Below are 24,334 nucleotides of genomic sequence, written 5' to 3' on the forward strand. Positions count from 1 at the left end.
CTGGACGGGAGTCATGCCTTTGATACTCACATGCGGCGTAAGGTTGATTAAAGCAGTGAATGGCAACCTTTACATCGCACTTGGCTAAACATTCAGGCCGCCTGGACCGGCCCTATCGCCGGCAAGCCAGCTCCCACAGGGATCACCACAGGCCTGAGGGTTGTGCAGTACTTGTGGGAGCTGGCTTGCCGGCGATAGGGCCGGCACAGGCAGCAGAAAGCCGGCAAATCTGCGACAATCGCGCATCCTTCGAATGCCGATCATGAAAAAGCAGGCTCACCTGCATCACTAAAAAGCCCCATGACTGACCACGCCATCGACAAACTGCTGCAAAACCTCGACCACGCCATGATTGCCGACCGCCATCGCCTGCGCCGGCAGCTGCACGAACTGCGCAAGCGCCCCGACGAGGCGAAGCTCGCGCAGTGGGTGGAAAAGGTCCAGGCCTCCTGTGCCCAGGTCACCGCGCGCCAGCAGAGTGTGCCGACCGTGCGCTACGACGACAACCTGCCGATCGCCGCCAAGCGTGATGAGATCAAGAAGGCCCTGGCCGAAAACCAGGTGCTGGTGATCGCCGGCGAAACCGGTTCGGGCAAGACCACCCAGCTGCCGAAAATCTGCCTGGAGCTGGGCCGTGGCAGCCATGGCCTGATCGCCCACACCCAGCCGCGCCGGATCGCCGCGCGCAGCGTGGCGGCACGGGTTGCCGAGGAGCTGGGCACGCCGCTGGGCGGGCTGGTCGGTTACCAGGTGCGGTTCGAAGACCAGAGCGACTCCAATACCCTGGTCAAGCTGATGACCGACGGCATCCTGCTGGCCGAAACCCAGCACGACCGCCTGCTGGAGCGCTACGACACCATCATTGTCGACGAAGCCCACGAGCGCAGCCTGAACATCGACTTCCTGCTCGGCTACCTGAAGACCCTGCTGCATCGCCGGCCAGACCTGAAGCTGATCATCACCTCGGCGACCATCGACCTGGAGCGTTTCTCCAAGCACTTCGATAACGCGCCAATCATCGAGGTGTCCGGGCGCACCTTCCCGGTGGAAACCTGGTACCGCCCGCTGACCAGCGAGCAGGACGAGGAAGGCAACCAGATCGAGGACGACCTCACCGTCGACCAGGCCATCCTCGCTACCCTGGATGAGCTGGCGCACCATGAGCGCAGTGAGGGCAAGGGCCCGGGCGATGTGCTGATCTTTTTGCCGGGCGAGCGGGAAATCCGCGATGCCGCCGAGATCCTGCGCAAGGCGCAGCTGCGCCACACCGAGATTTTGCCGTTGTACGCGCGCCTGTCGCCGGCCGAGCAGCAGCGCATCTTCCAACCGCACACCGGGCGCCGCGTGGTGCTGGCCACCAACGTTGCCGAAACCTCGCTGACCGTGCCTGGCATCCGCTACGTGATCGACACCGGTACCGCGCGCATCAGCCGCTACAGCTACCGCGCCAAGGTACAGCGCCTGCCCATCGAGGCGGTGTCCCAAGCCAGTGCCAACCAGCGCAAAGGCCGCTGCGGCCGGGTCGAGCCCGGCATCTGCGTACGCCTGTACAGCGAAGAAGATTTCAACAGCCGGCCCGCGTTCACCGACCCTGAGATCCTGCGCACCAACCTGGCGGCGGTGATCCTGCAGATGCTGCACCTGCGCCTGGGCGCGATCGATGCCTTCCCGTTCATCGAGCCGCCGGATGGCAAGGCCATCAGCGATGGCTTCAACCTGTTGCAAGAGCTGTCGGCGGTCAACCGCGAGAACCAGCTGACCCCGATCGGCCGCCAGCTGGCGCGCCTGCCGGTCGACCCACGGCTGGGCCGCATGCTGCTTGAAGGCGCACGCCTGGGCAGCTTGCAGGAAGTGCTGATCGTCACCAGTGCGCTGTCGGTCCAGGACCCGCGCGAACGCCCGCCGGAGCGCCAGCAGGCCGCCGACCAGGCCCACGCACAGTGGAAGGACGTGGACTCCGACTTCGCCGCGCTGGTCAACCTGTGGCGTGGTTTCGAAGAGCAGCGCCAGGCGCTGACGGCCAACCCGCTGCGCAACTGGTGCCGCAAGAACTTTCTGAATTACCTGCGCCTGCGTGAATGGCGCGATGCCCACCGCCAGCTGGCACTGATCTGCCGTGAGCTGCAGTTGACGGTGAACAAGGAACCGTCCGACTACCTGAAGATGCACAAGGCCATCCTCAGTGGCCTGCTCAGCCAGATCGGCCAGAAGACCGAAGAGGGCGACTACCAGGGTGCCCGCCAACGGCGCTTCTGGGTACACCCGTCGTCGGGCCTGGGGCGCAAGCGCCCGCAGTGGGTAATGGCCGCCGAACTGGTCGAGACCACCAAGCTGTATGCGCGCATGGTGGCCAAGATCGAGCCGGACTGGATCGAGCCGCTGGCTGGCCACCTGGTCAAGAAGAACCACTTTGAACCGCACTGGGAGAAGAAGCGCGGGCAGGTGGTGGCCTATGAGCAGATCACCTTGTACGGCCTGATTCTGGTTGGCCGCCGCCCGGTGCACTACGGCCCGATCGACCCGGTTACCTCGCGCGAGCTGTTTATCCGCGAAGGCCTGGTGGGGGGCGAAATCCAGTCGCGAGCCAAGTGCCTGACTGCCAACAAACGCCTGCTTGAGGAGCTTGACGAGCTGGAGGCAAAGGCCCGCCGGCGCGACATCCTGGCCGACGAAGAAACGCTGTACGCCTTCTACGAAGCGCGCCTGCCGGCGGAAATCCACCAGACCGCGACCTTCGACAGCTGGTACCGCATGGGCAGCCAGAAGGACGCCAACCTGCTGATCATGCGCGAGGAAGACGTGCTGGCCCGCGAGGCCAGCGAAGTGACCGCAGCGCAGTACCCCGACAGCATGCAGGTGGGCGAGCTGCGCCTGCCGCTGAGCTACCATTTCGAGCCCGGCCACCCGCGTGACGGCGTGACTGTGCGGGTGCCGGCACCGCTGTTGCCAAGCCTGCCCGGTGAACGCCTGGAATGGCTGGTGCCGGGCCTGCTGGAAGCCAAGTGCGTGGCGCTGGTGCGCAACCTGCCAAAGGCCCTGCGCAAGAACTTCGTGCCGGTGCCGGACTTCGTCAAGGCCTCGCTGGCGCGCATGACGTTCGGCCAAGGGGCGCTGCCGCAGGCCCTGGGCCAGGAGCTGTTACGCATGACCGGTGCGCGGGTGTCCGATGAGGCCTGGGACGAATCGGTCAAGCTGGTCGAAGGCCACCTGCGGATGAACATCGAAGTGGTCGATGGCCAAGGCAAGTTCCTTGGCGAAGGCCGCGACCTGGCCGAGCTCACCGCACGCTTTGCCGCTGCCAGCCAGGCAGCGCTGGCTGTGCCGCGTGATGCCAAAAGCGAACAGCCGGTACAGGCCAAAGCCTTCAGCGAAGTGAAACAGACCGCCCAGCAGAAGATTGCCGGCCTGTCGATGACCGTGTACCCGGCGCTGGTCGAAGACAACGGCACCGTGCGCGAAGGGCGCTTCTCGACCCAGGCCGAAGCCGAGTTCCAGCACCGCCGCGCGTTGCAACGGCTGTTGCTGCAGCAACTGGCCGAGCCGGCCAAGTTCCTGCGCGGCAAGCTGCCGGGGCTGACCGAACTGGGCCTGCTGTACCGTGACATGGGCCGGGTCGAGGCGCTGGTCGAAGACATTCTGCTGGCCAGCCTGGACAGCTGCATTCTCGAGGGCGAACAACCACTGCCTCGTGATGGCGCGGCGCTGGCCGGGCTGGCTGAGCGCAAGCGCGGCAGCTGGGCCGAGCATGCCGAGCGCCTGGCGCGCCTGACGTTGGAGGTACTGAAACTCTGGCATGGCCTGCAGAAGCGCTTCAAGGGCAAGATCGACCTGAGCCAGGCGGTGGCGCTGAACGACATCAAGCAGCAGCTAAGCAACCTGGTGTACCCGGGCTTTGTGCGCGAAACGCCCGCGGCGTGGTTCAAGGAGCTGCCACGCTACCTCAAGGCGGTGGAACTGCGCCTGGAGAAGCTGGGTTCGCAAGTGCAGAAGGACCGGGTCTGGTCCGGCGAACTGGCCAACCTGTGGGCGCAGTACAAGGCCCGTGCCGACAAGCATGCCCAGGAGGGCAAGCGTGATGAGCAACTGGCTTTGTACCGGTGGTGGCTGGAGGAATATCGGGTGTCGTTGTTTGCCCAGCAGTTGGGGACCAAGGTGCCGATTTCCGACAAGCGACTGAGCAAACAGTGGAGTCAGGTGGAAGGCTAAACTTCTACAGTTGTGGCAATATTGGTGCAATTTGGGGCCGCTTTGCGGCCCTTCGCGGGCACGCCCGCTCCCACAGGGATAAGCCTACGCCCCTAAATTGGCACTAAAGTGCCATTAACCTGCCATATTTCCAGCCAGCGCCCCGTGGCGATGGCCTTTGACCAGAGGAACGACCGTGCATAACGTCGTGATCAGCGGCACCGGCCTGTATACCCCGGCCCAGAGCATTTCCAACGAAGAACTGGTGGCCTCTTTCAACGCCTGGGCGCAACAGTTCAACCAGGACAACGCCGCCGCCATCGAGCGCGGTGAAATCGAAGCGGCGCCGTTGTCCGACGCGGCGTTCATCGAAAAGGCCTCGGGCATCAAGAGCCGCTTCGTCATGGACAAGGCCGGCATCCTCGACCCCCAGCGCATGAAACCACGCCTGCCAGAGCGTTCCAACGACGAACCGTCGGTGCTCTGCGAAATGGCCGTGGCCGCCGCTCGCCAGGCCCTGGAGCGCGCCGGCCGCACGGCTGCCGATGTCGACGGGGTGATCGTCGCCTGCTCCAACTTGCAGCGCCCATACCCGGCCATTGCTATCGAAGTACAACAGGCGCTGGGCATCCAGGGCTTTGCCTTCGACATGAACGTGGCCTGCTCGTCGGCCACCTTCGGCATCCAGACCGCCGCCAACAGCGTGGCCCTGGGCCAGGCGCGCGCGGTACTGATGGTCAACCCGGAGGTGTGCACTGGCCACCTGAACTTCCGTGACCGTGACAGCCACTTCATTTTCGGTGATGCCGCCACGGCGGTGCTGATCGAGCGTGCCGACCAGGCCACCTCGGCGCATCAGTTCGACATCGTCAGCAGCAAGTTGTGGACCGAGTTTTCCAACAACATCCGCAACAACTTCGGCTTCCTCAACCGTGCGGCGGAAGAGGGTGAGGGTGCGGCAGACAAACTGTTCATCCAGGAAGGCCGCAAGGTGTTCCGCGAGGTGTGCCCGAAAGTGGCCGAGCTGATCGGTGAGCACCTGCAGGAAAACGGCCTGCAACCGAGCGATGTGAAGCGCTTCTGGCTGCACCAGGCGAACCTCAGCATGAACCACCTGATCGTCAAGAAGCTGCTGGGGCGTGAAGTGGCCGAGGAAGATGCACCGGTGATTCTCGACCGTTATGCCAACACCAGTTCGGCGGGGTCGGTGATTGCCTTCCACCTTTATCAGGATGACCTGGCCAAGGGCTCGCTGGGCGTGTTGAGTTCGTTTGGTGCGGGGTATTCGATTGGTAGCGTGATTCTGCGCAAGCGCTGATTGCTTGATCTGATCCGAGATAGCCGGGGCCGCTTTGCGGCCCATTCGCAGCACAAGGCTGCTCCTACAAGGGATCGCGTCCCCCTGTAGGAGCAGCCTTGTGCTGCGAATGGGCTGCAAAGCAGCCCCTTACAATTTCACAGGCAAAAAAAAGCGGGAAACGCCGGATGGGGTCGGCGTTTCCCGCTTCAGCGTGAAGCAGAGAGGTTGCCGCTTAGAACTTGGCTTCCAGGTCCACCTGCAGGGTGTCTACGTCAGCATTGCTGTTCGGCAGCTGCGACAGATCTGTCTTGGCCATCAGGTAGGCAGCACCCAGGGAGAAGTTCTTGTCGATCTCGTAACCGACCTTGAACTTGTGACCACGCGAACCGGTGAAGCCGTTGCCAAAGTCCGAATCGGTGAACAGGCTGACCACCGCGTTACGCTGCACATCGCGGTAGTTGTAGTCCAGGCTCCAGGCTCCCACCTTGGTTTTCAAACCAGCCAGCCAGGCTTGATCTTCGCCATCGGTGCTCTCGGTATTCTTCACATACTGACCATAGGCCGACAATGGAATGGCCAAGCCGGTGAAATCGATCTGGCCAAAGCCTTCCACCAGATTGAACTCGTTGGTGGTGTTGCCGAACGACTGCAGGATGGCTGCTTCCTTGTCGTTGTCGTAACCATAGATGCTGGCACCCACGGTGAGCTTGAGCACGTCAGCAGGGGCGAACTTGGCGCCCAACTGGCCGTGGTAAACCTGCGCATCGTGCTTGTACTGGACACCATCACCATCGACGTTGTCTTTCAGGGTGTACTGACCCGCGCTGGCAAAGACTTCGGCTCCGCCCAGGTCAGCCTTGTAAGTGGCAGCCACACCTTCCGGGTTGATGTCGCTATCCCAGATGATGTCGCCCATGCTTACCCAAGGCTGTGGCATCTTGCCGCCAATGAGGTGCAGGTTAGGGACTGCAGTAGGGTGCCAGTCGAGGTAGGCGAGGTCGACCCACAGCGACTTCTTGTCAAAGTAGTTGTCGAGGCTCTGGTTGGTCGAGCGCCGGTCGGCGCTGCTGCCGGTGGCTATACGAACGCCGGCGTCGACCTGCGGGTTGATCTCGCTGTAGAAGCCGACACGGGCACGCACTCGCTGGCGGTCCTGGTTGCCGCTGCTGCTGTTCGGGTCATCGACGTTGACGTCTTCGTAACGCAGGCGCACGTCACCCTTGATCTGGGTCTTGGCGGCCCATGCCACTTTTTGTTCAAACGAGCTCATGCGTTCGGACTGAGCTTTCTGGTCGGCCTTTTCCTTGGTTTCTTTTGCCAGGTCGCCCTGCAGTTCGTTGTACTGCGCCTGGTTGATCGAGCCGTTGGCGCGGAGCATTTCGAGCAGCTTGGCGTCGACAGCAGCACTGGCCGGGGCGCTCAGAGCCAGCATCATGCCGGTGAGGCTCACTCCGGTAAGTGTAGAAACAAGACGCATAAGGTTCTCCCTACTGAAAAAAATGGGGGAGGCTCAAGCGCCTGCCCCTGCGTTGGCATGTCTTCGGAAAGGGCCTGAATAGACAGGTTCTGGGGTTCCGGAAAACAGGCGCAAGTATTGCGGGGGCCAATGACAGATTAATGTCTAATTAGTGGCACTGCTGTTAAGTAATTGAGAATAAAAGGATCAGCCCGGCGTTCGTCATTTGAGTGCCGGGCCATCCTTGGGGATACTGAGGGCCTTCAGACAGCGAGCCGAAACCGTGACCAGCCTGTATAGCCTTGCCCATTTGCGTGATCTTCCGGCGGCCACCTGGGATGCCCTGGTGCCGGCCGGCCAACCGTTCCTGCGCCATGCCTTCCTCAGCGCGATGGAAGACAGCGGTAGCGTGCAGCGAAACACCGGCTGGGCCGCCGAGCACCTGGTGCTGGAGCGTGACGGGCAGGTGCGGGCACTGTTGCCGGCGTACCGCAAGTGGCATTCGTTTGGCGAGTATGTGTTCGATCATGGCTGGGCCGATGCCTGTGAGCGGGCCGGCATTGCCTACTACCCCAAGCTGCTCGGCGCTGTGCCGTTCAGCCCGGTCAGCGGCCCACGCCTGCTGACGGCCGACCCGGCTGACGGTTTGCTGATGCTGCAGGCCCTGCCGGAGTATCTGGGCAAGGGTGGGCTTTCCGGTGCGCACATCAACTTCACCGACCCGGCGCTGGACACGCAGTTGTCGGGCCTGCCAGGGTGGTTGGAGCGCCTGGGCTGTCAGTTCCACTGGCAAAACCGGGGCTACCGCGACTTTCAGGATTTTCTCGACAGCCTGAGCTCGCGCAAGCGCAAGCAGATGCGCAAGGAGCGTGAGCAGGTGGCGGGGCAGGGCATCGAATTCCGTTGGTACCGCGGTGATGAACTGGACGAGGCACAGTGGGATTTCGTCTTTCAGTGTTATGCCAACACCTATGCGGTGCGCCGACGCGCGCCTTACCTGACCCGCGAGTTTTTCAGCCTGCTGGCCGAACGCATGCCCGAGGCGTTGCGTGTGGTGATGGCCCGTCAGGGTGGGCGCGATGTAGCGATGGCCTTGAGCCTGGTGGGGGGTGACAGCCTGTTTGGCCGTTACTGGGGGTGCCTGGATGAGTTCGACCGGCTGCATTTCGAAACGTGTTTCTACCAGGGCATGGATTTTGCCATTGCCGAGGGTTACCAGCGTTTCGATGCCGGGGCGCAGGGCGAGCACAAGCTGATACGCGGGTTTGAGCCTGTGTTGACGCGGTCCTGGCATTACCTGCTGCACCCGGGGTTGCGGCGGGCGGTGGAGGATTTTCTGCTGCAGGAGCGGGAAGGGGTGAAGGGGTATGCCGAGGAGGCGAGGGGGATGTTGCCCTACCGCCGGGACTGAGGGTTTTGTATTGCTTGTAATGGCCCTATCACCGGCAAGCCAGCTCCCACAGGATTACCACAGGCCTTGAGATCTGTGGAGTAATTGTGGGAGCTGGCTTGCCGGCGATAGGGCCGGTGCAGTACTCAATCGACCCCGACAAAGCCCCCGGTCTGGTGGTGCCACAACCGGGCATACAACCCTTGTTGCTCCAGCAACTCAGCGTGGCTGCCACTTTCGACAATCCGGCCCTTGTCCAGCACCACCAGCCGGTCCATCCGCGCAATGGTCGACAGCCGGTGGGCAATGGCGATCACCGTCTTGCCCTGCATCAGCGTCTCCAGGCTTTCCTGAATGGCGGCCTCCACCTCCGAGTCCAGCGCCGAAGTGGCTTCGTCCATGATCAGGATCGGTGCATTCTTCAACAGCACCCGGGCGATGGCGATGCGCTGGCGCTGGCCGCCCGACAACTTGACCCCACGCTCACCCACATGGGCATCGAAGCCGGTGCGCCCCTGGGCGTCCGACAGTTGCGGGATGAACTCGTCGGCGCGGGCGCGGCGAACCGCCTCGTGCAACTCTGCCTCGCTGGCATCGGGGCGGCCGTACAGCAGGTTGTCGCGGATCGAGCGGTGCAGCAACGAGGTGTCCTGGGTGATCATGCCGATTTGTGCGCGCAGGCTGGCCTGGCTCACTTCGGCAATGTTCTGGCCATCGATGAGGATGCGCCCGCCCTGCACGTCATACAGGCGTAGCAGCAGGTTCACCAAGGTCGACTTGCCTGCCCCGGATGGGCCGATCAGGCCGATTTTTTCGCCCGGGCGAATGTTCAGGTCGAGCCCTTCGATCACATTGGCAGCCTTGCCATAGTGGAAGTCGACATCATCGAAATGCACCGCGCCGCGGCTGACCTTGAGCGCCGGCGCGTTGGGCGGGTCGGTGACGGTAACCGGCTGGGCGATGGTCTGCAGGCCGTCCTGGACCATGCCGATATTCTCGAAAATGCCGTTGACCACCCACATGATCCAGCCCGACATGTTGACGATGCGGATCACCAGGCCGGTGGCCAGGGCGATGGCGCCAACGGTGATCAGCGACTGGCTCCACAGCCATAGCGCCAGGCCCGTGGTGGCGACCACCAGCAGGCCGTTGAGGGTGGTGATGACCACATCCATGCTGGTGATCACCCGCGAGGCCAGCTGGGTTTTCTCGGTTTGCTCGCGGATCGCTTCACGTGCGTACTGCTGCTCGTAGTCGGTGTGGGCGAACAGCTTCAGCGTCGCGATGTTGGTGTAGCCGTCGACGATGCGCCCCATCAGCTTGGAGCGGGCGTCGGAGGAGATCACAGAGCGCTCCTTGACCCGTGGCACGAAGTAGAACAGCGCGGCGATGTAGCCGGCGATCCAGACCAGCAGCGGCAGCATCAGGCGCCAGTCGGCTTCTGCAAACAGCACCAGCGAGGTGATCGCATAGATCAGCACATGCCACAACGCTTCCACCGCCTGCACGGCGGAGTCACGTAGCGAGTTGCCGGTCTGCATGATGCGCTGGGCAATGCGCCCGGCGAAGTCGCTCTGGAAGAAGTTAAGGCTCTGCTTGAGCACATAGGTGTGGTTTTGCCAGCGGATCAGGCTGGTCATGCCGGGGTTGATGGTCTGGTGTACCAGCAGGTCGTGCAGGCCGAAGAACAACGGCCGCAGCAGCAGGATCACCACCAGCATCCAGATCAGTTCACCGCTGTGCTCGCTGAAGAAGCTGGCATTCGGCGTGCCCTGGGCCAGGTCGATGATGCGGCTGAGGTAGCTGAACATTGCCACCTCGATCAGCGAGGCGAACAAGCCGACGACTAACAGGGCGAGGAAGCTGGGCCAGACCTGGCGCAGGTAATACAGGTAGAACGGCCACACGGTGGTGGGGGGCGATTCACTGGGTGCTTCGCGAAAGATATCGATCAGCTGTTCAAAACGACGGTACAGCATGGGTAACGACACTCCTGTTCCATCCGGCCCTCAGGCGGTTGCACGTCCCTGTGCAGCCTGCGGTCAGTCGATGCGTTTGGCCGACTTGATGTAGACCGGGTCGGCCGGTACATCACGCATGCCTTTTTTGATGGTGGTGGGCGAGTTGACGATCTGGTCGACCACTTCCATGCCCTTGGTCACCTTGCCGAACACGGCGTAGCCACGGTCTCGGCCCGGGTTGAGGAAGTCGTTGTCGGCCACGTTGATGAAGAACTGGCTGGTGGCCGAGTTCGGGTCGGAGGTGCGCGCCATCGACAAGGTGCCGCGGGTGTTCAGCAGGCCATTGCTGGCCTCGTTCTTGATCGGGTCGTTGGTGTTCTTCTGTACCATCTGGTCAGTAAAACCGCCGCCCTGGACCATGAAGCCGGGGATCACACGGTGGAAAATGGTGTTGTTGTAGAAGCCGCTGTCGACGTACTCGAGGAAGTTCTTGGTACTGATCGGCGCCTTCTCGGCGTTCAGCTCGATTTCGACCTGGCCGAAACTGGTGTCGAGCATGACGTGCGGGGTCTTGTCGGAGGCCATGACGCTGGTGGCGAAGGCGACCGAGCAGGCGGTGAGCAGGAGTTTTTTCAGCATGGGCTCAAAGATCCTTGAGAGGTGGAAGCGGCTGCAAGGAACTGCAGCAGGGTCTGGTTGAAGACCTCGGGTTGATCGAGTGGCGTAGCGTGCCGGGAATCGTCGACGACGACCAGCCTGGCGTTGGGCATCAGGGCCACGTAACGCTCTTTCAGTTGTATCGGGGTGTAATCGTGGTCGGCGGCGATCACCAGGGTAGGACAGTGGATCTGCCCGATGCGTTCCTGCACGCCCCAGTCGACGATGGCGTCGAAGCTCTTGAGGTAGGCGCGCTTGTCGTTGCGTGCCCAGCGCTGGGCCATCTTCTGCCGCAGGTCTGCTTGATGGGGCTTGGGGAACAGGCGCTCGGCCAGGCCCTTGCCGACGGTTTCGACACTGAGCAGGCGCGCCAGGCCCCAGCGCTTGAGCCACCAGGCCCAGTCACTGCGGGTGCGGCGCTTGACCTCGGGGGCGCTGTTGACGATGCACAGGCTGCGCAGCCACTGCGGGTGGTCGACAGCGAACTGAAAACCCACCATGCCGCCCATGGACAGGCCAACGAAGTGCACCGGGCCTGTGTGCAGGTGTTCGAGCAGGGCCAGCAGGTCGGCACTGAAGGTGGCGATCTGGTAACCGTCGCGCGGCTTGTCGGAGCGGCCGTGGCCGCGGATGTCCATGAGGATCACCCGGTAATGGCGGCTGAGCACCGGCACCTGCAACTCCCAGTCCTGGCAGCTGGACCCCAGGCCGTGCAGCAACACCAAGGGTTCGCCTTGGCCATATTCCTCGTAATGCATTGCGCATCCTTCGTGTTCGAAATAGGCCATGGGCTGGTTCTCTCAAGCTTGCGGGGGGGCTGCGAAAGGCACGTCCAGTGGCGCAGTGTCGAAGTTGCGCAGCAGGTCGATGAGAATCTGCGTGGCCGGGCCCAAGGTCTTCTCTTTGCTCGAATAAAGGTAGAACAGTGGGTGGCGGCTGCCACCCTGATCCAGTTGCAGCGGTTTGAGCACGCCTTCAGTCAGCTCGCGCTCGATCATGTGCCGGGGCAGCCAGGCAAAGCCCAGGCCGCTGCTGACGAAGGTGGCGGCGGTGCCCAGGCTGCCGACCGTCCAGCGCTGCTCGGCACCCAGCCAGCCAACGTCGCGTGGCTGTGCGCGGCCGGAGTCGCGAATCACCACCTGCAACTGGCTTTCCAGGTCCTGGAAGGTAAGTTCCCGGCCCAGGCGGTGCAGGCTGTGTTCAGGATGGGCGACGGCGACGAACTCCACCGCGCTCAGCTCGGCGCCCAGGTAGCCGCCAATGCTGTAGCTGCTGATGGCCAGGTCGGCGATACCTTCGTGCATCACTTCTTCTACGCCAGACAATACTTCTTCACGCAGGCGCACCCGGCAGCCGCGGCTTTGCGGCATGAACGCGGCCAAGGCACGTACTAGCCGCGCACTGGGGTAGGCGGCATCGACCACCAGCCGCACCTCGGCTTCCCAGCCTTGTTCCATGTGGTGGGCAAGGTCTTCGAGCTGGCTGGCCTGCTTGACCAGGTGGCGTGAGCGGCGCAGCAGCACGTTGCCCGCCTCGGTGAGTACCGCCTTGCGGCCGTCGATGCGCAGCAATGGCACGCCCAGTTGTTCCTGCATGCGGGCCACCGTGTAGCTGACCGAGGACTGCGAACGGTGCAGTGCCTCGGCGGCCTGGGCAAACCCACCGTGATCGACCACTGCTTGCAGGGTCCGCCACTGGTCAAGGGTTACGCGCGGCGCTTTCATCTTTCGCTCCTGTTGTCCTAAGCTGCGCTCTTTCAAGGAGAGCGGCCCATGAAGAAATGTTGTGCGGCAATACTGATGTGCCTGCCCCTCGGGGCCATGGCTTATCCCATCGATGTGGAGAAGGAACTGACCGGGGTCAAGCTCGACTACACCGCCTATGACACGGCCTACGACATTGGCGCCATTACCCTGAACAACTATGGGCAAGTACCGGCGGCGTGCAAGGTCACCTTCCGCAACGGCCCAGAAGCACCGCGGGTACGCCGGGTGAACGTTCCGGCCGGCAAAAGCGTCGATGTCACCGCCAAATTCAATCGGCAGATCATCAAACTGCGGATCGCCTTGAACTGCAGCGCGGAATAAAACTGATTAATCGATTGATTGAACCCACTTTTTACGCTTTTTTATCGATAGGTCAAGCCTTAATCTCACCTCCATCGAATCGCACCCTTTTTGCCGATGGAGGCACCCCCATGTCCCGCGTACTGATCATCGAAAGCAGCGCCCGCCAGCAGGATTCCGTTTCCCGTCAGCTGACCCGTGATTTCATTCAGCAATGGCAGGCCGCTCACCCGGCTGATCAGATTACTGTGCGTGACCTGGCCGTAAACCCGGTGCCGCACCTGGACGCCAACCTGCTGGGTGGCTGGATGAAGCCGGAAGAACAGCGCAGCGCCGCCGAACTTGAGGCCCTGGCCCGTTCCAATGAACTGACTGATGAATTGCTGGCAGCCGACGTGTTGGTCATGGCTGCGCCGATGTACAACTTCACCATCCCCAGCACCCTCAAGGCCTGGCTGGACCACGTGTTGCGTGCCGGCATCACCTTCAAGTACACCCCCACTGGCCCGCAGGGCCTGCTGACCGGCAAGCGCGCCGTGGTCCTGACTGCCCGTGGCGGTATCCATACCGGCGCCACCAGCGACCACCAGGAACCGTACCTGCGCCAGGTGATGGCGTTCATCGGCATCCACGATGTCGACTTCATCCATGCCGAAGGCCTGAACATGAGCGGCGAGTTCCACGAGAAAGGCGTCAACCAGGCCAAGGCCAAACTGGCGGCGGTGGCCTGAGGTTCTGAATTCCCAACCCTGACACCTGTTTTTGCTCCTTTGGGTGTACTGCCCGGCCAATGGCCGGGCTTTTTTATTTTTTGTGCATATGCGGTCTGCTTGTGCTCTGTGTAGGAGCGGCCTTGTGTCGCGAAAGGGCTGCAAAGCAGCCCCGGCAATATGTGCTGCTGTGCAGAAATCCTGGGGGCGCTTCGCACCCCTTTCGCGACACAAGGCCGCTCCCACAAAGACCGCGTTCGCCGTCACCCCTACATTCCTCATGGTTGAACTCATTCGCTGCAACCCGCTAAGGTCGCGGCCTTGATTCACGAGAGGCAACCATGGGCTACCTGATAATCGTCGCGCTGATCCAGGCGTTTTCCTTCAGCTTGATCGGCGAGTACCTGGCCGGGCACGTCGACAGCTATTTCGCAGTGCTCGCCAGGGTGCTGCTGGCCGGCCTGGTGTTCCTGCCGCTGACCCGCTGGCGCCAGGTCGAGCCACGCTTCATGCGTTCCATGCTGCTGATTGGCGCGCTGCAGTACGGCATCACCTATGTCTGCCTGTACCTGAGCTTCCGCGTGCTTACCGTACCGGAGGTGCTGCTGTTCACGATCCTCACGCCGCTACACGTGACCTTGATCGAAGATGCCCTGAACCGGCGCTTCAACGCTTGGGCGCTAGTGGCCGCGCTGGTCGCCGTGGCCGGTGCTGCCGTGATCCGCTTCGACAGCATCAGCGGCGAGTTTTTCATCGGCTTCCTGCTGCTGCAACTGGCCAACTTCACCTACGCTGCCGGCCAGGTGCTGTACCGTCACCTGGTCGCTCGCCACCCCAGCGACCTGCCACACTACGCCCGCTTCGGTTACTTCTACCTCGGTGCCTTGCTGGTGGTGCTGCCGGCCTTCCTGCTGTTCGGCAATACCCAGCACTTGCCGAGCACTGACGTGCAATGGCTGGTGCTGTTGTTCCTGGGGCTGTGTCCGACGGCGCTGGGGCTGTACTGGTGGAACAAAGGTGCATGCCTGGTTTCTGGCGGTACGCTGGCGGTGATGAACAACCTGCATGTGCCGGTGGGGCTGCTGCTGAACCTGTTGATCTGGAACCAGCACGAGCCGCTGGGGCGGCTGTTGATCGGCGGGGGGATCATCCTGGCGTCGGTGTGGCTGAGCCGCCTGGGTGGGCGCGCACAGGCGCCGCTGGCCGGCAAGGCCTGACTCGCCCTTGGATCCGGGGGCTGCAGGGCAGCCCCGGCAATCTCAAGCCTCACTCATATCTTCAATGCGACGCGGCATCGGCTCTGCCGCCGTGCGCCCGGCCAACCCCACGCGCATATCATTGCCACTCGGCTGTTGATACAGGCTCAAGCCGAACTCCGGCAACACCGCCAGCAGGTAGTCGAAGATATCCCCCTGGATCCGTTCGTAATCCGCCCATACCGTGGTGGTGGTGAAGCAGTAGATCTCCAGCGGCACGCCTTCGGCGGTGGCCTGCATCTGCCGCACCATGCAGGTCATGTTCGGATGAATATTGGGGTGGTTCTTCAGATAGGCCAGGGCAAACGCGCGGAAGGTGCCGATGTTGGTCAGCTTGCGGCGGTTGGCCGACAGGTCCGCCACCGGCCCCAGCGCCTCGTTCCAGTTTTGCAGTTCCTGGCGCTTGCCCGCCAGGTAGTCACTCAGTAGCTGCACCTGGCTCAAGCGCTGTTCTTCTTCGCGGGTGAGGAAGCGCACGCCGGCGGCGTCGATGAACAGGCTGCGCTTGATGCGCCGGCCACCGGACTGCTGCATGCCGCGGTAATTGCGGAATGACTCGCTCATCAGGCGCCAGGTGGGGATGGAAACGATGGTCTTGTCGAAATTCTGTACGTGTGAGCTCTTATCCGAAATGGACATTGAGAAGTGATGTAGATCAACAGGTTAAGTTTTTTTGTCCATTGTCCATTTTTCCTCAAATCCATGGACACCCTTCCTTCCTGCAATCCATAAAGTCCGCCAAAACATTCCCCTCCACCTCACCACGCGAGCCCCCAGCCCCACCAGGTAGCCGCAGCGGAAAGGCACTTGGTTCCCCAGAGCAGGGCAATGACGATAGTATTGTGCCATTGCGTATGGACACCCGGATGCCCAGTAACCCTCGCCTGAAAGGCGAGGAGGGCCGTAGGAGCATGGCATGGATCAGCTGCGCCACCGAAGACACCGACACTATCCCGAAGCATCAATCCGGGAGGTTTCATCGTGCCTGAGATTTGACGAGTCGCGCTGCCGAACAAATTTCAATAGCTAAGGTACCCATGCATGGGCGAGCAGGAACAGAAGGTGGGACGTAAGCGGGGATACGCTTTTCATCCCGTTGACCTTGAATGTGGTTTCTTTCCAGTAAGAGGCTAATTCGACACTGCCAGGATTTCGGCCACCTATCACATGATACGGTGATCGGATAAATCAGATCTTGAGTGCCGGTCATAACGGCCTGTGTTAGTTCGAGTTACGGTATTTATCTACCAAGTTGAGCTGGGCAGGGGCGGTGGTCGCGAGCAAGGCAAAATACTCCGGGGGGATAATGACTCAGGCTAGACTACAGAATATTAAAGATGCAGTTGGTGCATTAAATGATTTAATTGCTCCGGGTCTGCTGGGCCAGTTTACATGGTTTGAAGCAGTTGAAGTCATTGCTTTTGGTGCCGATTCGGATGGTAATAAAGTTGTACGAAATATCTTCTCTATTTATGTGGCGGAACAGGGTGAAAAGCCAATCTCACCTGAATCGCCTTTTCTAGATGCAAAATCAAAAAAGCTAAAAGGCTTTGATGGGTGGAGTTTTAGAGTTTCAAAGCGTCCCGTGGATATCGGCGAGCTTATGGCAAGTCTCCGCTCTTATGGTCGTAGTGGGACTTGGGCGCCACCAGGGCAGCCTGCTCTTGAGGTTGGAAATTTAGTAGCCGCTTCACCAGTATTTTGCCCTCCGGACTCGCGGATTGAAGTGCCACTTAACGCCGTTTTAAAGAATAACTATTGGTCTGGGTCATACCTTGTTGAGCTCAAGGATGATGGTAAGTCGAGATTGGTGGATTTAGTTCGTAAAGAGGCGCTTTTCGAAGAGCTATCTGAGTGGCTCGTGACTATGGTGCCGCTGAACCTTGCAAGTGTCCCTGATCGCATAGGCGATGTGCTGTTCCAAATTCCCGCCAATGCATTGCTTGCCGAGTTTCGTCGGCGCCCTAACAGGCCGCTTGAGATATGCTTGGCTTGGAGTCCTGTCGTTTCGCCACGAGCTATACTTGCGGAGTATCGTATTGAGCATGACGGTATAATTTCTTGCCTTACTCGCTTTGATTTGAGCGAGGGTGTAACGGTGATAGATATACCGCAAGCGTCCGGGGATTTACAGTTTTCGGTATGGGATGTGGAAAATAACATCCTCCTTGCTGCGTCAACTACGTTTGCACAGGGAGGGAAGTGGCGTGTTTATTCAGAAACTAGTAGTGGAATGGAGGCACCAAGGCGATTCAGAGTAACTGGCCCTAGCGGAGACGTCGAAACACACGAAATCGCGCTGATGGAACCCTCAGGAGGATGGCGAAATCATCGGCAACCACGACACCCTGAGGAAGTTGATTGGAAAGCAATAAGGCAGCTGAAAGCGAAGATGAAGCAGTTGGTGGCATCTCGTAAATTTTTGCAATATGGCCTTGAAGGAAGTAATAGGCAAGATGAGAGGCTTCGAGCGTTGGATGATTTGCGCGTACTGATTCGCTCCGTCAGTCAAGGGGCAGTCTACCTATGGGATCCATACTTGTCGGCAAACGACATTCTCAACACTCTTGCTTTTTGTACTGACGCGGGAACTCAGCTCTGGGGATTAACGTCTGCTAAACCATCAAAGAGGCGTCCGGACTGCTCAGATGATGCGGACGACGAGTTAACTGAGGCCGATCCAGCTGACGCGCCAGATCGCGTGAAATGGATAACTGCTCAGCACGAATTACTGAATCAGGCTTTTACGGGCTCGCCATGTATGAAGCTTGAATTTCGCATGAGCTGGGGTATTCAGAAAAGCTTTCATGATAGGTTTCTAATTTTCCCAGGGTTAGGCCGAGGCCGCACACGAGTATGGTCTCTTGGTGCATCGATAAATCACATTGGTGCGCAGCATTGTATTGTTCAGGAAGTAACCTATCCTGAACCCGTACTACAGGCTTTCCAAAGCTTTTGGAATCAAAGTGCTAAACCTGAACACCTGATATGGAAGTACTCATGAAGCAGCAAGAGGCTTTAGTTGGTGTCGCGGATAGAATTACTGGTGCTGAGCCTCTGCAGCCTGAATCGCTTGGTTTCTCCCTTCTTGAATATGGAGAGGCTGCATTCGAATTGGTGCTTAGTAATCTAGTTGATGAGTTCCCTTTTCTGTGGAATGGCAGAGAGTACTTCGTGGGGTGTGAGCCTGAACAGTTCGATCGTTTATTCTGCTGGCTTGTGCGAAAGATTTTCGATTTTCCCTGTGGTTTGATGAGGCCTGAGGCAGATCTAGCAAAATTACTAGCAGTTGCGGCGGCGCTTGATTGCGATGATCAACTGTGGGATGAGATTCACAGGATAAATCCCATTCTTCCTGAGTGGGTTGTTGCTGCTCTTGCCGGCTTGATAAAGGAAAGTCATGTCGATAGCGAGCAAGTAATTAATAGGCATTATTGTAGTGATAGCTATGCCCGTGAAATTAAGGAGGACATTGCCAATAAGGATTGGAAGTCGGTAGAGTGGATAGTCGACCAGTTTTGGATGGACTATCGTTCACCAATAAAGCTCCAGGCGGCAGCTGCACTGCACCGGTATAATGTACCCCTCCTGCAGAGCCTCATCGAAGGTGAAAAAGATTTTTTTGAAGTGGCGTCCTACACACGTCACGCCCCTATTGAAAAAATCATGCCGTTGGCAGTGGCGAGCCAGAACTGGACATTCAAGTTTTGGGCTTTTCATCGTACTATTACGAGTCCCAATCGGAATTTGAAATCCTACCCTAGCGAATGGGAGTTGTTGTTGCAGGAGGCTTCCAAGAATCCAGCGGAGTGGCCACGTTGGTTGTCGGTTATAAATGAATATCCATCTCGCTACCCTCAAATCCAAGAGGCATTAGGAAGTGCGCTAGCGCAGGCTGAGGGCTGGGCGCTCGATATGTATGTGAGCTCGATTTCACTGATCACGCCAGATATGGCTAGGAAACCGGTAGCATCGGCGTTATCAGTCTTTCGGCAGAGGGCGCCCCTAAAGGAGCGAAAGCGGCTATGGCAGGCATCTTTCGATAGGTGGAAAGATTGGGGTTTCGATGCAAAAGATAAGTCTAAGCATCTGTTTTCGATTTCATCAAGCTCTCTTGATTACGCAGTAATAGGTTACTTTGTAGAATGCCTTGATGCGAAGCAGCGTCACGAACTAATCGAGCAGCTAAGAAATCGAGCTATCTTGCTTGAGCAGTCCTGGCATCCGAGTACTAGCTCCGCGATGACGGAACGATTCAAGTTAGCCTCTACCTATCAGCCCCTCGCACAAGCCGAATTAGCATGTGCTAGTCAAAATGACTGGCACATAGGAGATTCGTTTTCCACTCCACCCTGGGAGGATGGTTCACTCTACCGAAGTCTGCGGTACGACACAGACTTTGATAAGCCTACGTTTCTGACCATTTAATGCACTGTTCATTGGCCTGAATATTTTTGAACCCTCATAGGGTTTTGCTTGAAGCAGGCCAATGGCCTCAAAATCGAAAAGGGGAAGGCTAGCCTTCCCCTGATTACACACGTCCGCAGGTTCGATTAGACCGCCTGCATGCACTCCACAACAGGCTTGGCCAGCAAGCGCTTGCAGATGGAGGCAAAATCCAAGCCTTGTTGTTTCAGATGCTCGGCGGCTTCAGCCTGCCAGACCAGGTCACCCTGTTCGAAGAAGGTTGTTCGCAACTGCCTGATCACCTGCAATGCATGGGCAGCGAAGGCCCTAAAGTCTTCGAGCCCCCAGTAGAGCAGCCCCGCAGCGTGGACTGTAGCGGCGGCGCTGATCTTGGTTGCCGGCGTGACGAGTACCGTTTGGAATTCGCACTCTGCGGACTCGGCCACGTTTGCTCGCATCCAGTCAGGATGTGATGTGGCTTGGCGAGCCTTGGTGACACTCAGCGTACCGTCAACGGTGTTCACGTAGTCCTCGAACACGATGCACCGCCCTCCCGAGATCCACCAAGGATCTGGAGAGCCTTCGCTTTCGACTTTGCCTGCATTGAAGCCCAATAGCGATCCAAGATCCTTCTGAGCACGCTCAAAGGTCTCATGGTGCCGCAGCCCTTGAAGGATAGACTGCTCCAGCTTTGCGAAATCGCGGTCATGGGTGGGGCCCAACCGTGTCAGTTCTGCTCCCACGCGTTCCACCTGCTGTTGCAGCGCTAGGTCATCAGCCTGGGCTGTAACAGCTTCGCCGACCTCTTTGCGCGCAAAGGCTGTGAGCCAAGGAATGTTTGGAGCGCAGCCATGGGCATCTTTGAAGTACTGCCGAGACTTTGCAGCCATGGCGGCATTGCCGCGTTGAGCCGCGAGATGGCATGCGGAACCCGCGAGGTAATTCCAGAGCGCCCGATAGCCCCGCAGATCGGATGCTGTCAGTGTTCCCAGGACACGATCGGCAGCCGCTACAGCGCCGTCATAGTCATGTCGCCACAGCGCCGTTTGGTAGTCAATTTCTGCCCCGACTGCTTGGGACAGTTCGTTGATAGCAGGCAGAAATTTCTGGTGAGCACGATCTCGCTCGTCCAGGATCTGCCGGTTGACGTACTCCCAGTCTCGATCGTTCTCCAAAAAGGTTTCGAAGTTCTCTACCAAGTCGGTCAGCGCGGTATCTTTTGATTGATGGGCACCAAAAGTGATTTCGGCTTGTAGCTCTGGATGGAAGAACGGGCGGCGGCGAAGGTCGGCCAGGTAGTCGGGCAGCTCCTCACCGGACACAACCACCGCTGAATAGTCTTCCAGCGATCGAGTGCATCGGCCAATCGCTTGAACGACCCGAGTCTGGATTCGTTCGTTGTACAGGGCATTAGCTCCCATGCGGGTCATCAGGAAGCGTTCTTGAGCGTTCATGGCCTTGGGCAACCCTTCGATGAATAGCAAGCGGCATTCATCACCCGCAAAATCAATGCCGTCATAACGGTTGGCCACAATGGCTACTGCCTGGTGGAGTGCGACGAAGTCCGCTTTGGATTCTTCGATGTCGCTCGCGCGGAACACGGGGAATTTTAGCTTCTCATCGATCTGTTCGGCGATGGCATCTGCAGTCTTGTCGCTGGGTACAAGTACAACGCTACGACCTGCGCGTTGCATCAGTTGCTTTCTCAACTCGGCGGTTTCATCAGTGGTGAGCGACATCTCGGGGAAGATGAAAAATCGGCGACCGACGCCTTGTGTATCCCAGCCTTCCGGGGCTGGAAGGCGCTGGATGGTTTTTCGTCCGGTCAGACGCTCTAGATCACCACCCGCACCCAATGTCGCCGACATGTAGATGCGCTGCTTGGCGCTTTCGAACGCAGGGTGAGAGAACGTTGGAGGCAACAGCGGGCGGATCAGGATTTCCTGGGATGACAGATAGATATGGCAGGCATCAAGGTGCCCTCGGATCAATGACCAGGGGTAGGTCAGTTCGGTGCCTGGTGTGTGTGCGTCCAGAATCTCAATGATTTGTGGAGTCAGAGCAGTGACCGTGGGCGTCGCGAGTTTGTCGACCCAGGTACGATCCACTACGTCCTCCCAGACGCCGCGCAGCCGGGAGAGATCGGTAGCGGACAGGTGAGGGGTGAAAGCGTTGCACAGAGCTTGGTGAAGGCCTGCATAGCGCTCGTCCAGGCGGCCTATGCGCAATGTCCAATGAGATGCGATGTAGTTTTCACTGGCATGGGCATCGTCGACGAAGATGACATCGGCTTGGTCGAAGAAAGGGTTTGTATTGAACAAGCTGGAGTAGGTTGTAACCGCGATTTTTTCAGCCTGCAGGTAGTCCGTTTTATCCGCCGGGGAGAAATCGCGCTGCTTCCCCACAAAGGTTGCTACAGAGAGGCCGTACTTCTCATTCGCCTGTTCAGCGACCTGGTGAACCAACTGACGCGTAGGGCAAAGGTACACAACCCTTTCGCGGAATTTGCGGCGGCGCCACTCTGCGATTAGCAACCCTACAAGGGTCTTACCACTGCCCGTCGGTAGCTGGAGAGCAACATCTGGCGTTCCGACGGCTTTAGCAGCATAAGCCTGCATCATGCTCGCTTGGTGCGGCAGTACGTCGGGGAATTTGCGGCGGGTCAGTTCTCGAAAAAGCTTGTCAGGTGTTTCTGGCACAGATGAGGCGGTAGGCGGGGTCTTAAAAGCCATTCTTCACTCCTTGAGATCGATCTTCTTAGCACTTTGCTGCCGACGGTCGTGATCATGGTGATGCTGTGACATACAGTCCCAGCGCTTCACCCAACAGGCATCTTAGATCAGGCTTATGTGACGTATAGCTGGCGGCAGCTGAAATCGGAGCAAACCTTTGTTTTAGAAATTTCGCCTTACAAATATGCTGGTAATCTCTAACCTTTTCCCCCAGCTAAGCGCGCCAGGTAGGCTTTCAATTAAGGGACTACCCAAGATTGAGGCTTGGTACAGGCTAGTCAACACCCTTTGCCCAACCGAGGATTTTGGCCATGCCTATCGACTACGAACCGGATGCCCCCAGCCAGACAGTTGAAGTGCTGATCAATGTTGACCTGCTGAGCAAGGCAGAGGCGTTGGAGGTGAACCTGTCCGCTGTCCTGGAAAAAGCCCTGGCTGAAACCGTGGCCCTTGGCCTGGCTCTGGTCGTTTCAATCAGGAGGTGGTCAATGCTCATGCGCGACTGGTACACGTCATAGTTCTGAAATTGATGAGCGCCAATTAGAGCGCAATTTGAGTCCGATGGGATCGAGCTGTAAACCTAGGAAATGACCTGTAAAGCTCAGTGCATTACAGGTAATTTTTTGGTTTACACCCCCACGGTCATGGTCTGCACCTGAAGGTGGTGATTTGCCGTGCCCTGTCGGGGCGGCTGTCGTGAACCAAACCAGGCCATCATGGCCTGGCTTGGCCCTGCGGGCTCCCATCCTGCACGGCTGCACTCCGCTTGCCTGACCCAGCTAATCTAGGTAACTAAGCACTCTAAGTATCGGGCGGATGAGTAGAGAGGTAAGACTTAACTGAAGTCCCACGTCAACTATTTGCCTGCGCTGCGGGCGCTTCACTGCCTTCAGTTGAGGCAGCGGCCTGAGCACTCTCGGTCATACGACGAAAATCCTCTCTGACTTGGGGTTCACACTTGTGGCAGGCAAAGTACTGGATTCTTTCCATGTCGCCGGTGACGAATTCACTGCAGCGCTCGCATGTGACAGCCGCCCAGCCCCTGTCGAAGCACGATACGCAGCTCCACATGCCTTCGATGACAAAAACCGAGGGTCGAGGGCATTCACACTTGTGGCACGAAGCGATGTTTATCTGGTCTTCATCGCACCAGGCATCGCCTTCAGCGAAATGCTCGGTGCAGAGGTCGATCAGGATGTCAGTATCAATTTTGTGGCCGCAGCTTGGGCAGGCGTGCACTTCCCCATGAAAGAACCTGAAAGGAGTATTGCAGCTCGGACAGGGCAGCTCTGCGTTGCACTCAACCGGCGCCGTGTCATCAACCCCGCAGACCATGCAAGCATAGTCAGTTCCCCATGAATGGGTTTCTCCCGCGATTGCGGCAGGCATATGGCAATGGCCGCACTCGGTGATTGTATTGCCTCTCCTCTCCTGGATTTCGATCTGGGATTTCAGGATGTCGAATCGAGCCTTGATGAATTCGCCTTGGCTCATCATTCGCTGGTTGAGTACGTGCAGTTCCGTGGCGTACGGCTTAAAGATCGCTTTCCATGTCTCGGTCAGAAGCGCATGCAGGTAGTGCCAGGATGCCCATGCTTCGACAATTACCCTCGCCTGGGTCTTGCCTGGATTGTCCATGTCTGAGTGTGAGAAGTGGACGATCTGATTGCGGTGTTCACCGAGCGCTCTGAAGTTGTCAGAAGCATTATCACCAATCTTCTCGCCGATGATCGATTTGATGCGCTTGAGCGCTGCGTCCAAGTTGACGGAGAGAAAATCCCCTTCTGCAAGGCGTTGAAGGTCGCCGCTCTCAGGCGATGAAAGCACGAGCGTCCAGTGCTCCTTCATCAGCCGGGCTTTCAGGAAGAGTTCGACCGCCGTGTACAGGTCGACGATCGCGTTCTTGGGTTTGTGTTGTAGGTGGCCAATGGAGGTGCTGACGAATTCTAAGGCGTTGCGCACCAAGGCATCGAAAAGCTCATCATTAGACCGCTTTTCCTGTGTTAACCACTTGCGTGCCATGATCCCTCACCGTGTCCGTTATGGTTGTGTAGCGACATTGTAGGATCGACGCCTCTCGGGCGGTAGCTACATAGTGGCCATGCCGACTTGTTGCGGCACCTGGATGCAAGCGGGCCCTCGGCCACAAACCTGGCCTAGCCGAATCATTGAGCGTGGTGGGTAGCGCCAACGGATGAGTAATGAGCGCGCGGC

General features: G+C 59.0%; 16 protein-coding genes and 1 pseudogene. 9 read left to right on the plus strand and 8 right to left on the minus strand.

Annotation, left to right across the window (positions count from 1 at the left end):
• Window positions 1-300 precede the first annotated feature (300 nt).
• Window positions 301-4,206, plus strand: coding sequence for an ATP-dependent RNA helicase HrpA (hrpA, locus tag ACN6NG_RS06040; protein ID WP_063427308.1), 3,906 nt, complete (start codon window positions 301-303; stop codon window positions 4,204-4,206).
• 175 nt (window positions 4,207-4,381) lie between these two features.
• Window positions 4,382-5,503, plus strand: a complete 1,122-nt coding sequence (locus ACN6NG_RS06045; RefSeq protein WP_063427306.1) for a beta-ketoacyl-ACP synthase III — start codon at window positions 4,382-4,384, stop codon at window positions 5,501-5,503.
• Window positions 5,504-5,717: 214 nt separating this feature from the next.
• On the opposite strand, the gene ACN6NG_RS06050 is transcribed toward ACN6NG_RS06045, so the two are convergent.
• Complete coding sequence (locus ACN6NG_RS06050; protein WP_019473637.1) at window positions 5,718-6,962, minus strand: putative porin; 1,245 nt, start codon at window positions 6,960-6,962, stop codon at window positions 5,718-5,720.
• A gap of 262 nt (window positions 6,963-7,224) precedes the next feature.
• On the opposite strand from ACN6NG_RS06050, the gene ACN6NG_RS06055 reads away from it, so the two are divergent.
• Window positions 7,225-8,352, plus strand: a complete 1,128-nt coding sequence (locus ACN6NG_RS06055; RefSeq protein ID WP_063427304.1) for a GNAT family N-acetyltransferase — start codon at window positions 7,225-7,227, stop codon at window positions 8,350-8,352.
• 125 nt (window positions 8,353-8,477) lie between these two features.
• Here the strand turns inward: ACN6NG_RS06055 and ACN6NG_RS06060 are convergent, their stop codons facing one another.
• The 4 genes from ACN6NG_RS06060 to ACN6NG_RS06075 all read right to left on the minus strand — a co-directional run bounded on the left by ACN6NG_RS06060 (window position 8,478) and on the right by ACN6NG_RS06075 (window position 12,673).
• Window positions 8,478-10,310 (minus strand): ABC transporter ATP-binding protein, encoded by a 1,833-nt coding sequence (locus ACN6NG_RS06060; protein ID WP_474313213.1) that lies wholly within the window; start codon window positions 10,308-10,310, stop codon window positions 8,478-8,480.
• A 63-nt stretch (window positions 10,311-10,373) separates the two neighbouring features.
• Window positions 10,374-10,931, minus strand: coding sequence for a peptidylprolyl isomerase (locus ACN6NG_RS06065; RefSeq protein WP_063427301.1), 558 nt, complete (start codon window positions 10,929-10,931; stop codon window positions 10,374-10,376).
• Window positions 10,925-11,737 (minus strand): alpha/beta fold hydrolase, encoded by an 813-nt coding sequence (locus ACN6NG_RS06070; protein WP_063427299.1) that lies wholly within the window; start codon window positions 11,735-11,737, stop codon window positions 10,925-10,927. Before ACN6NG_RS06070 ends, ACN6NG_RS06065 begins: the two co-directional genes overlap by 7 nt.
• Before the next feature lie 12 nt (window positions 11,738-11,749).
• Complete coding sequence (locus ACN6NG_RS06075; protein WP_016498438.1) at window positions 11,750-12,673, minus strand: LysR family transcriptional regulator; 924 nt, start codon at window positions 12,671-12,673, stop codon at window positions 11,750-11,752.
• Window positions 12,674-12,721: 48 nt separating this feature from the next.
• Here ACN6NG_RS06075 and ACN6NG_RS06080 point away from each other — a divergent pair, with 48 nt between their 5' ends.
• From ACN6NG_RS06080 to ACN6NG_RS06090, 3 genes are all read left to right on the plus strand, one after another.
• Entirely contained in the window at window positions 12,722-13,036 is a 315-nt protein-coding gene (locus tag ACN6NG_RS06080) for a hypothetical protein (protein WP_012051530.1), read from the plus strand.
• A gap of 110 nt (window positions 13,037-13,146) precedes the next feature.
• A complete protein-coding gene (locus ACN6NG_RS06085) occupies window positions 13,147-13,746 on the plus strand; it encodes an FMN-dependent NADH-azoreductase (RefSeq protein WP_063427297.1) in 600 nt (199 codons plus the stop codon).
• 320 nt (window positions 13,747-14,066) lie between these two features.
• Window positions 14,067-14,942 carry a carboxylate/amino acid/amine transporter gene (locus ACN6NG_RS06090; protein ID WP_064614958.1) on the plus strand — a complete coding sequence of 292 codons (876 nt, stop codon included), beginning with the start codon at window positions 14,067-14,069 and terminating at the stop codon, window positions 14,940-14,942.
• Between the two features lie 42 nt (window positions 14,943-14,984).
• Here ACN6NG_RS06090 and ACN6NG_RS06095 read toward each other — a convergent pair.
• Window positions 14,985-15,593, minus strand: a pseudogene (locus tag ACN6NG_RS06095) (mechanosensitive ion channel family protein); the annotation flags it as partial.
• A 694-nt stretch (window positions 15,594-16,287) separates the two neighbouring features.
• On the opposite strand from ACN6NG_RS06095, the gene ACN6NG_RS06100 reads away from it, so the two are divergent.
• Both ACN6NG_RS06100 and ACN6NG_RS06105 read left to right on the plus strand, forming a co-directional pair.
• On the plus strand, window positions 16,288-17,985 hold the full coding sequence (locus ACN6NG_RS06100) for a VPA1262 family N-terminal domain-containing protein (protein WP_474313214.1): 1,698 nt from the start codon (window positions 16,288-16,290) through the stop codon (window positions 17,983-17,985).
• Entirely contained in the window at window positions 17,982-19,409 is a 1,428-nt protein-coding gene (locus tag ACN6NG_RS06105; RefSeq protein ID WP_474313216.1) for a hypothetical protein, read from the plus strand. Before ACN6NG_RS06100 ends, ACN6NG_RS06105 begins: the two co-directional genes overlap by 4 nt.
• 125 nt (window positions 19,410-19,534) lie before the next feature.
• Here ACN6NG_RS06105 and ACN6NG_RS06110 read toward each other — a convergent pair whose 3' ends face one another.
• The gene (locus ACN6NG_RS06110) at window positions 19,535-22,120 is read right to left on the minus strand and encodes a DEAD/DEAH box helicase (RefSeq protein WP_474313218.1); all 2,586 of its coding nucleotides are present in this window, start codon (window positions 22,118-22,120) and stop codon (window positions 19,535-19,537) included.
• A 311-nt stretch (window positions 22,121-22,431) separates the two neighbouring features.
• Here ACN6NG_RS06110 and ACN6NG_RS06115 point away from each other — a divergent pair, with 311 nt between their 5' ends.
• Window positions 22,432-22,638 carry a type II toxin-antitoxin system CcdA family antitoxin gene (locus tag ACN6NG_RS06115; RefSeq protein WP_474313220.1) on the plus strand — a complete coding sequence of 69 codons (207 nt, stop codon included), beginning with the start codon at window positions 22,432-22,434 and terminating at the stop codon, window positions 22,636-22,638.
• Window positions 22,639-22,972: 334 nt separating this feature from the next.
• On the opposite strand, the gene ACN6NG_RS06120 is transcribed toward ACN6NG_RS06115, so the two are convergent.
• Window positions 22,973-24,142 (minus strand): hypothetical protein, encoded by a 1,170-nt coding sequence (locus tag ACN6NG_RS06120; RefSeq protein ID WP_474313223.1) that lies wholly within the window; start codon window positions 24,140-24,142, stop codon window positions 22,973-22,975.
• Window positions 24,143-24,334 lie beyond the last annotated feature (192 nt).

The sequence above is a fragment of the Pseudomonas sp. TSO6 genome (genome assembly GCF_056098905.1).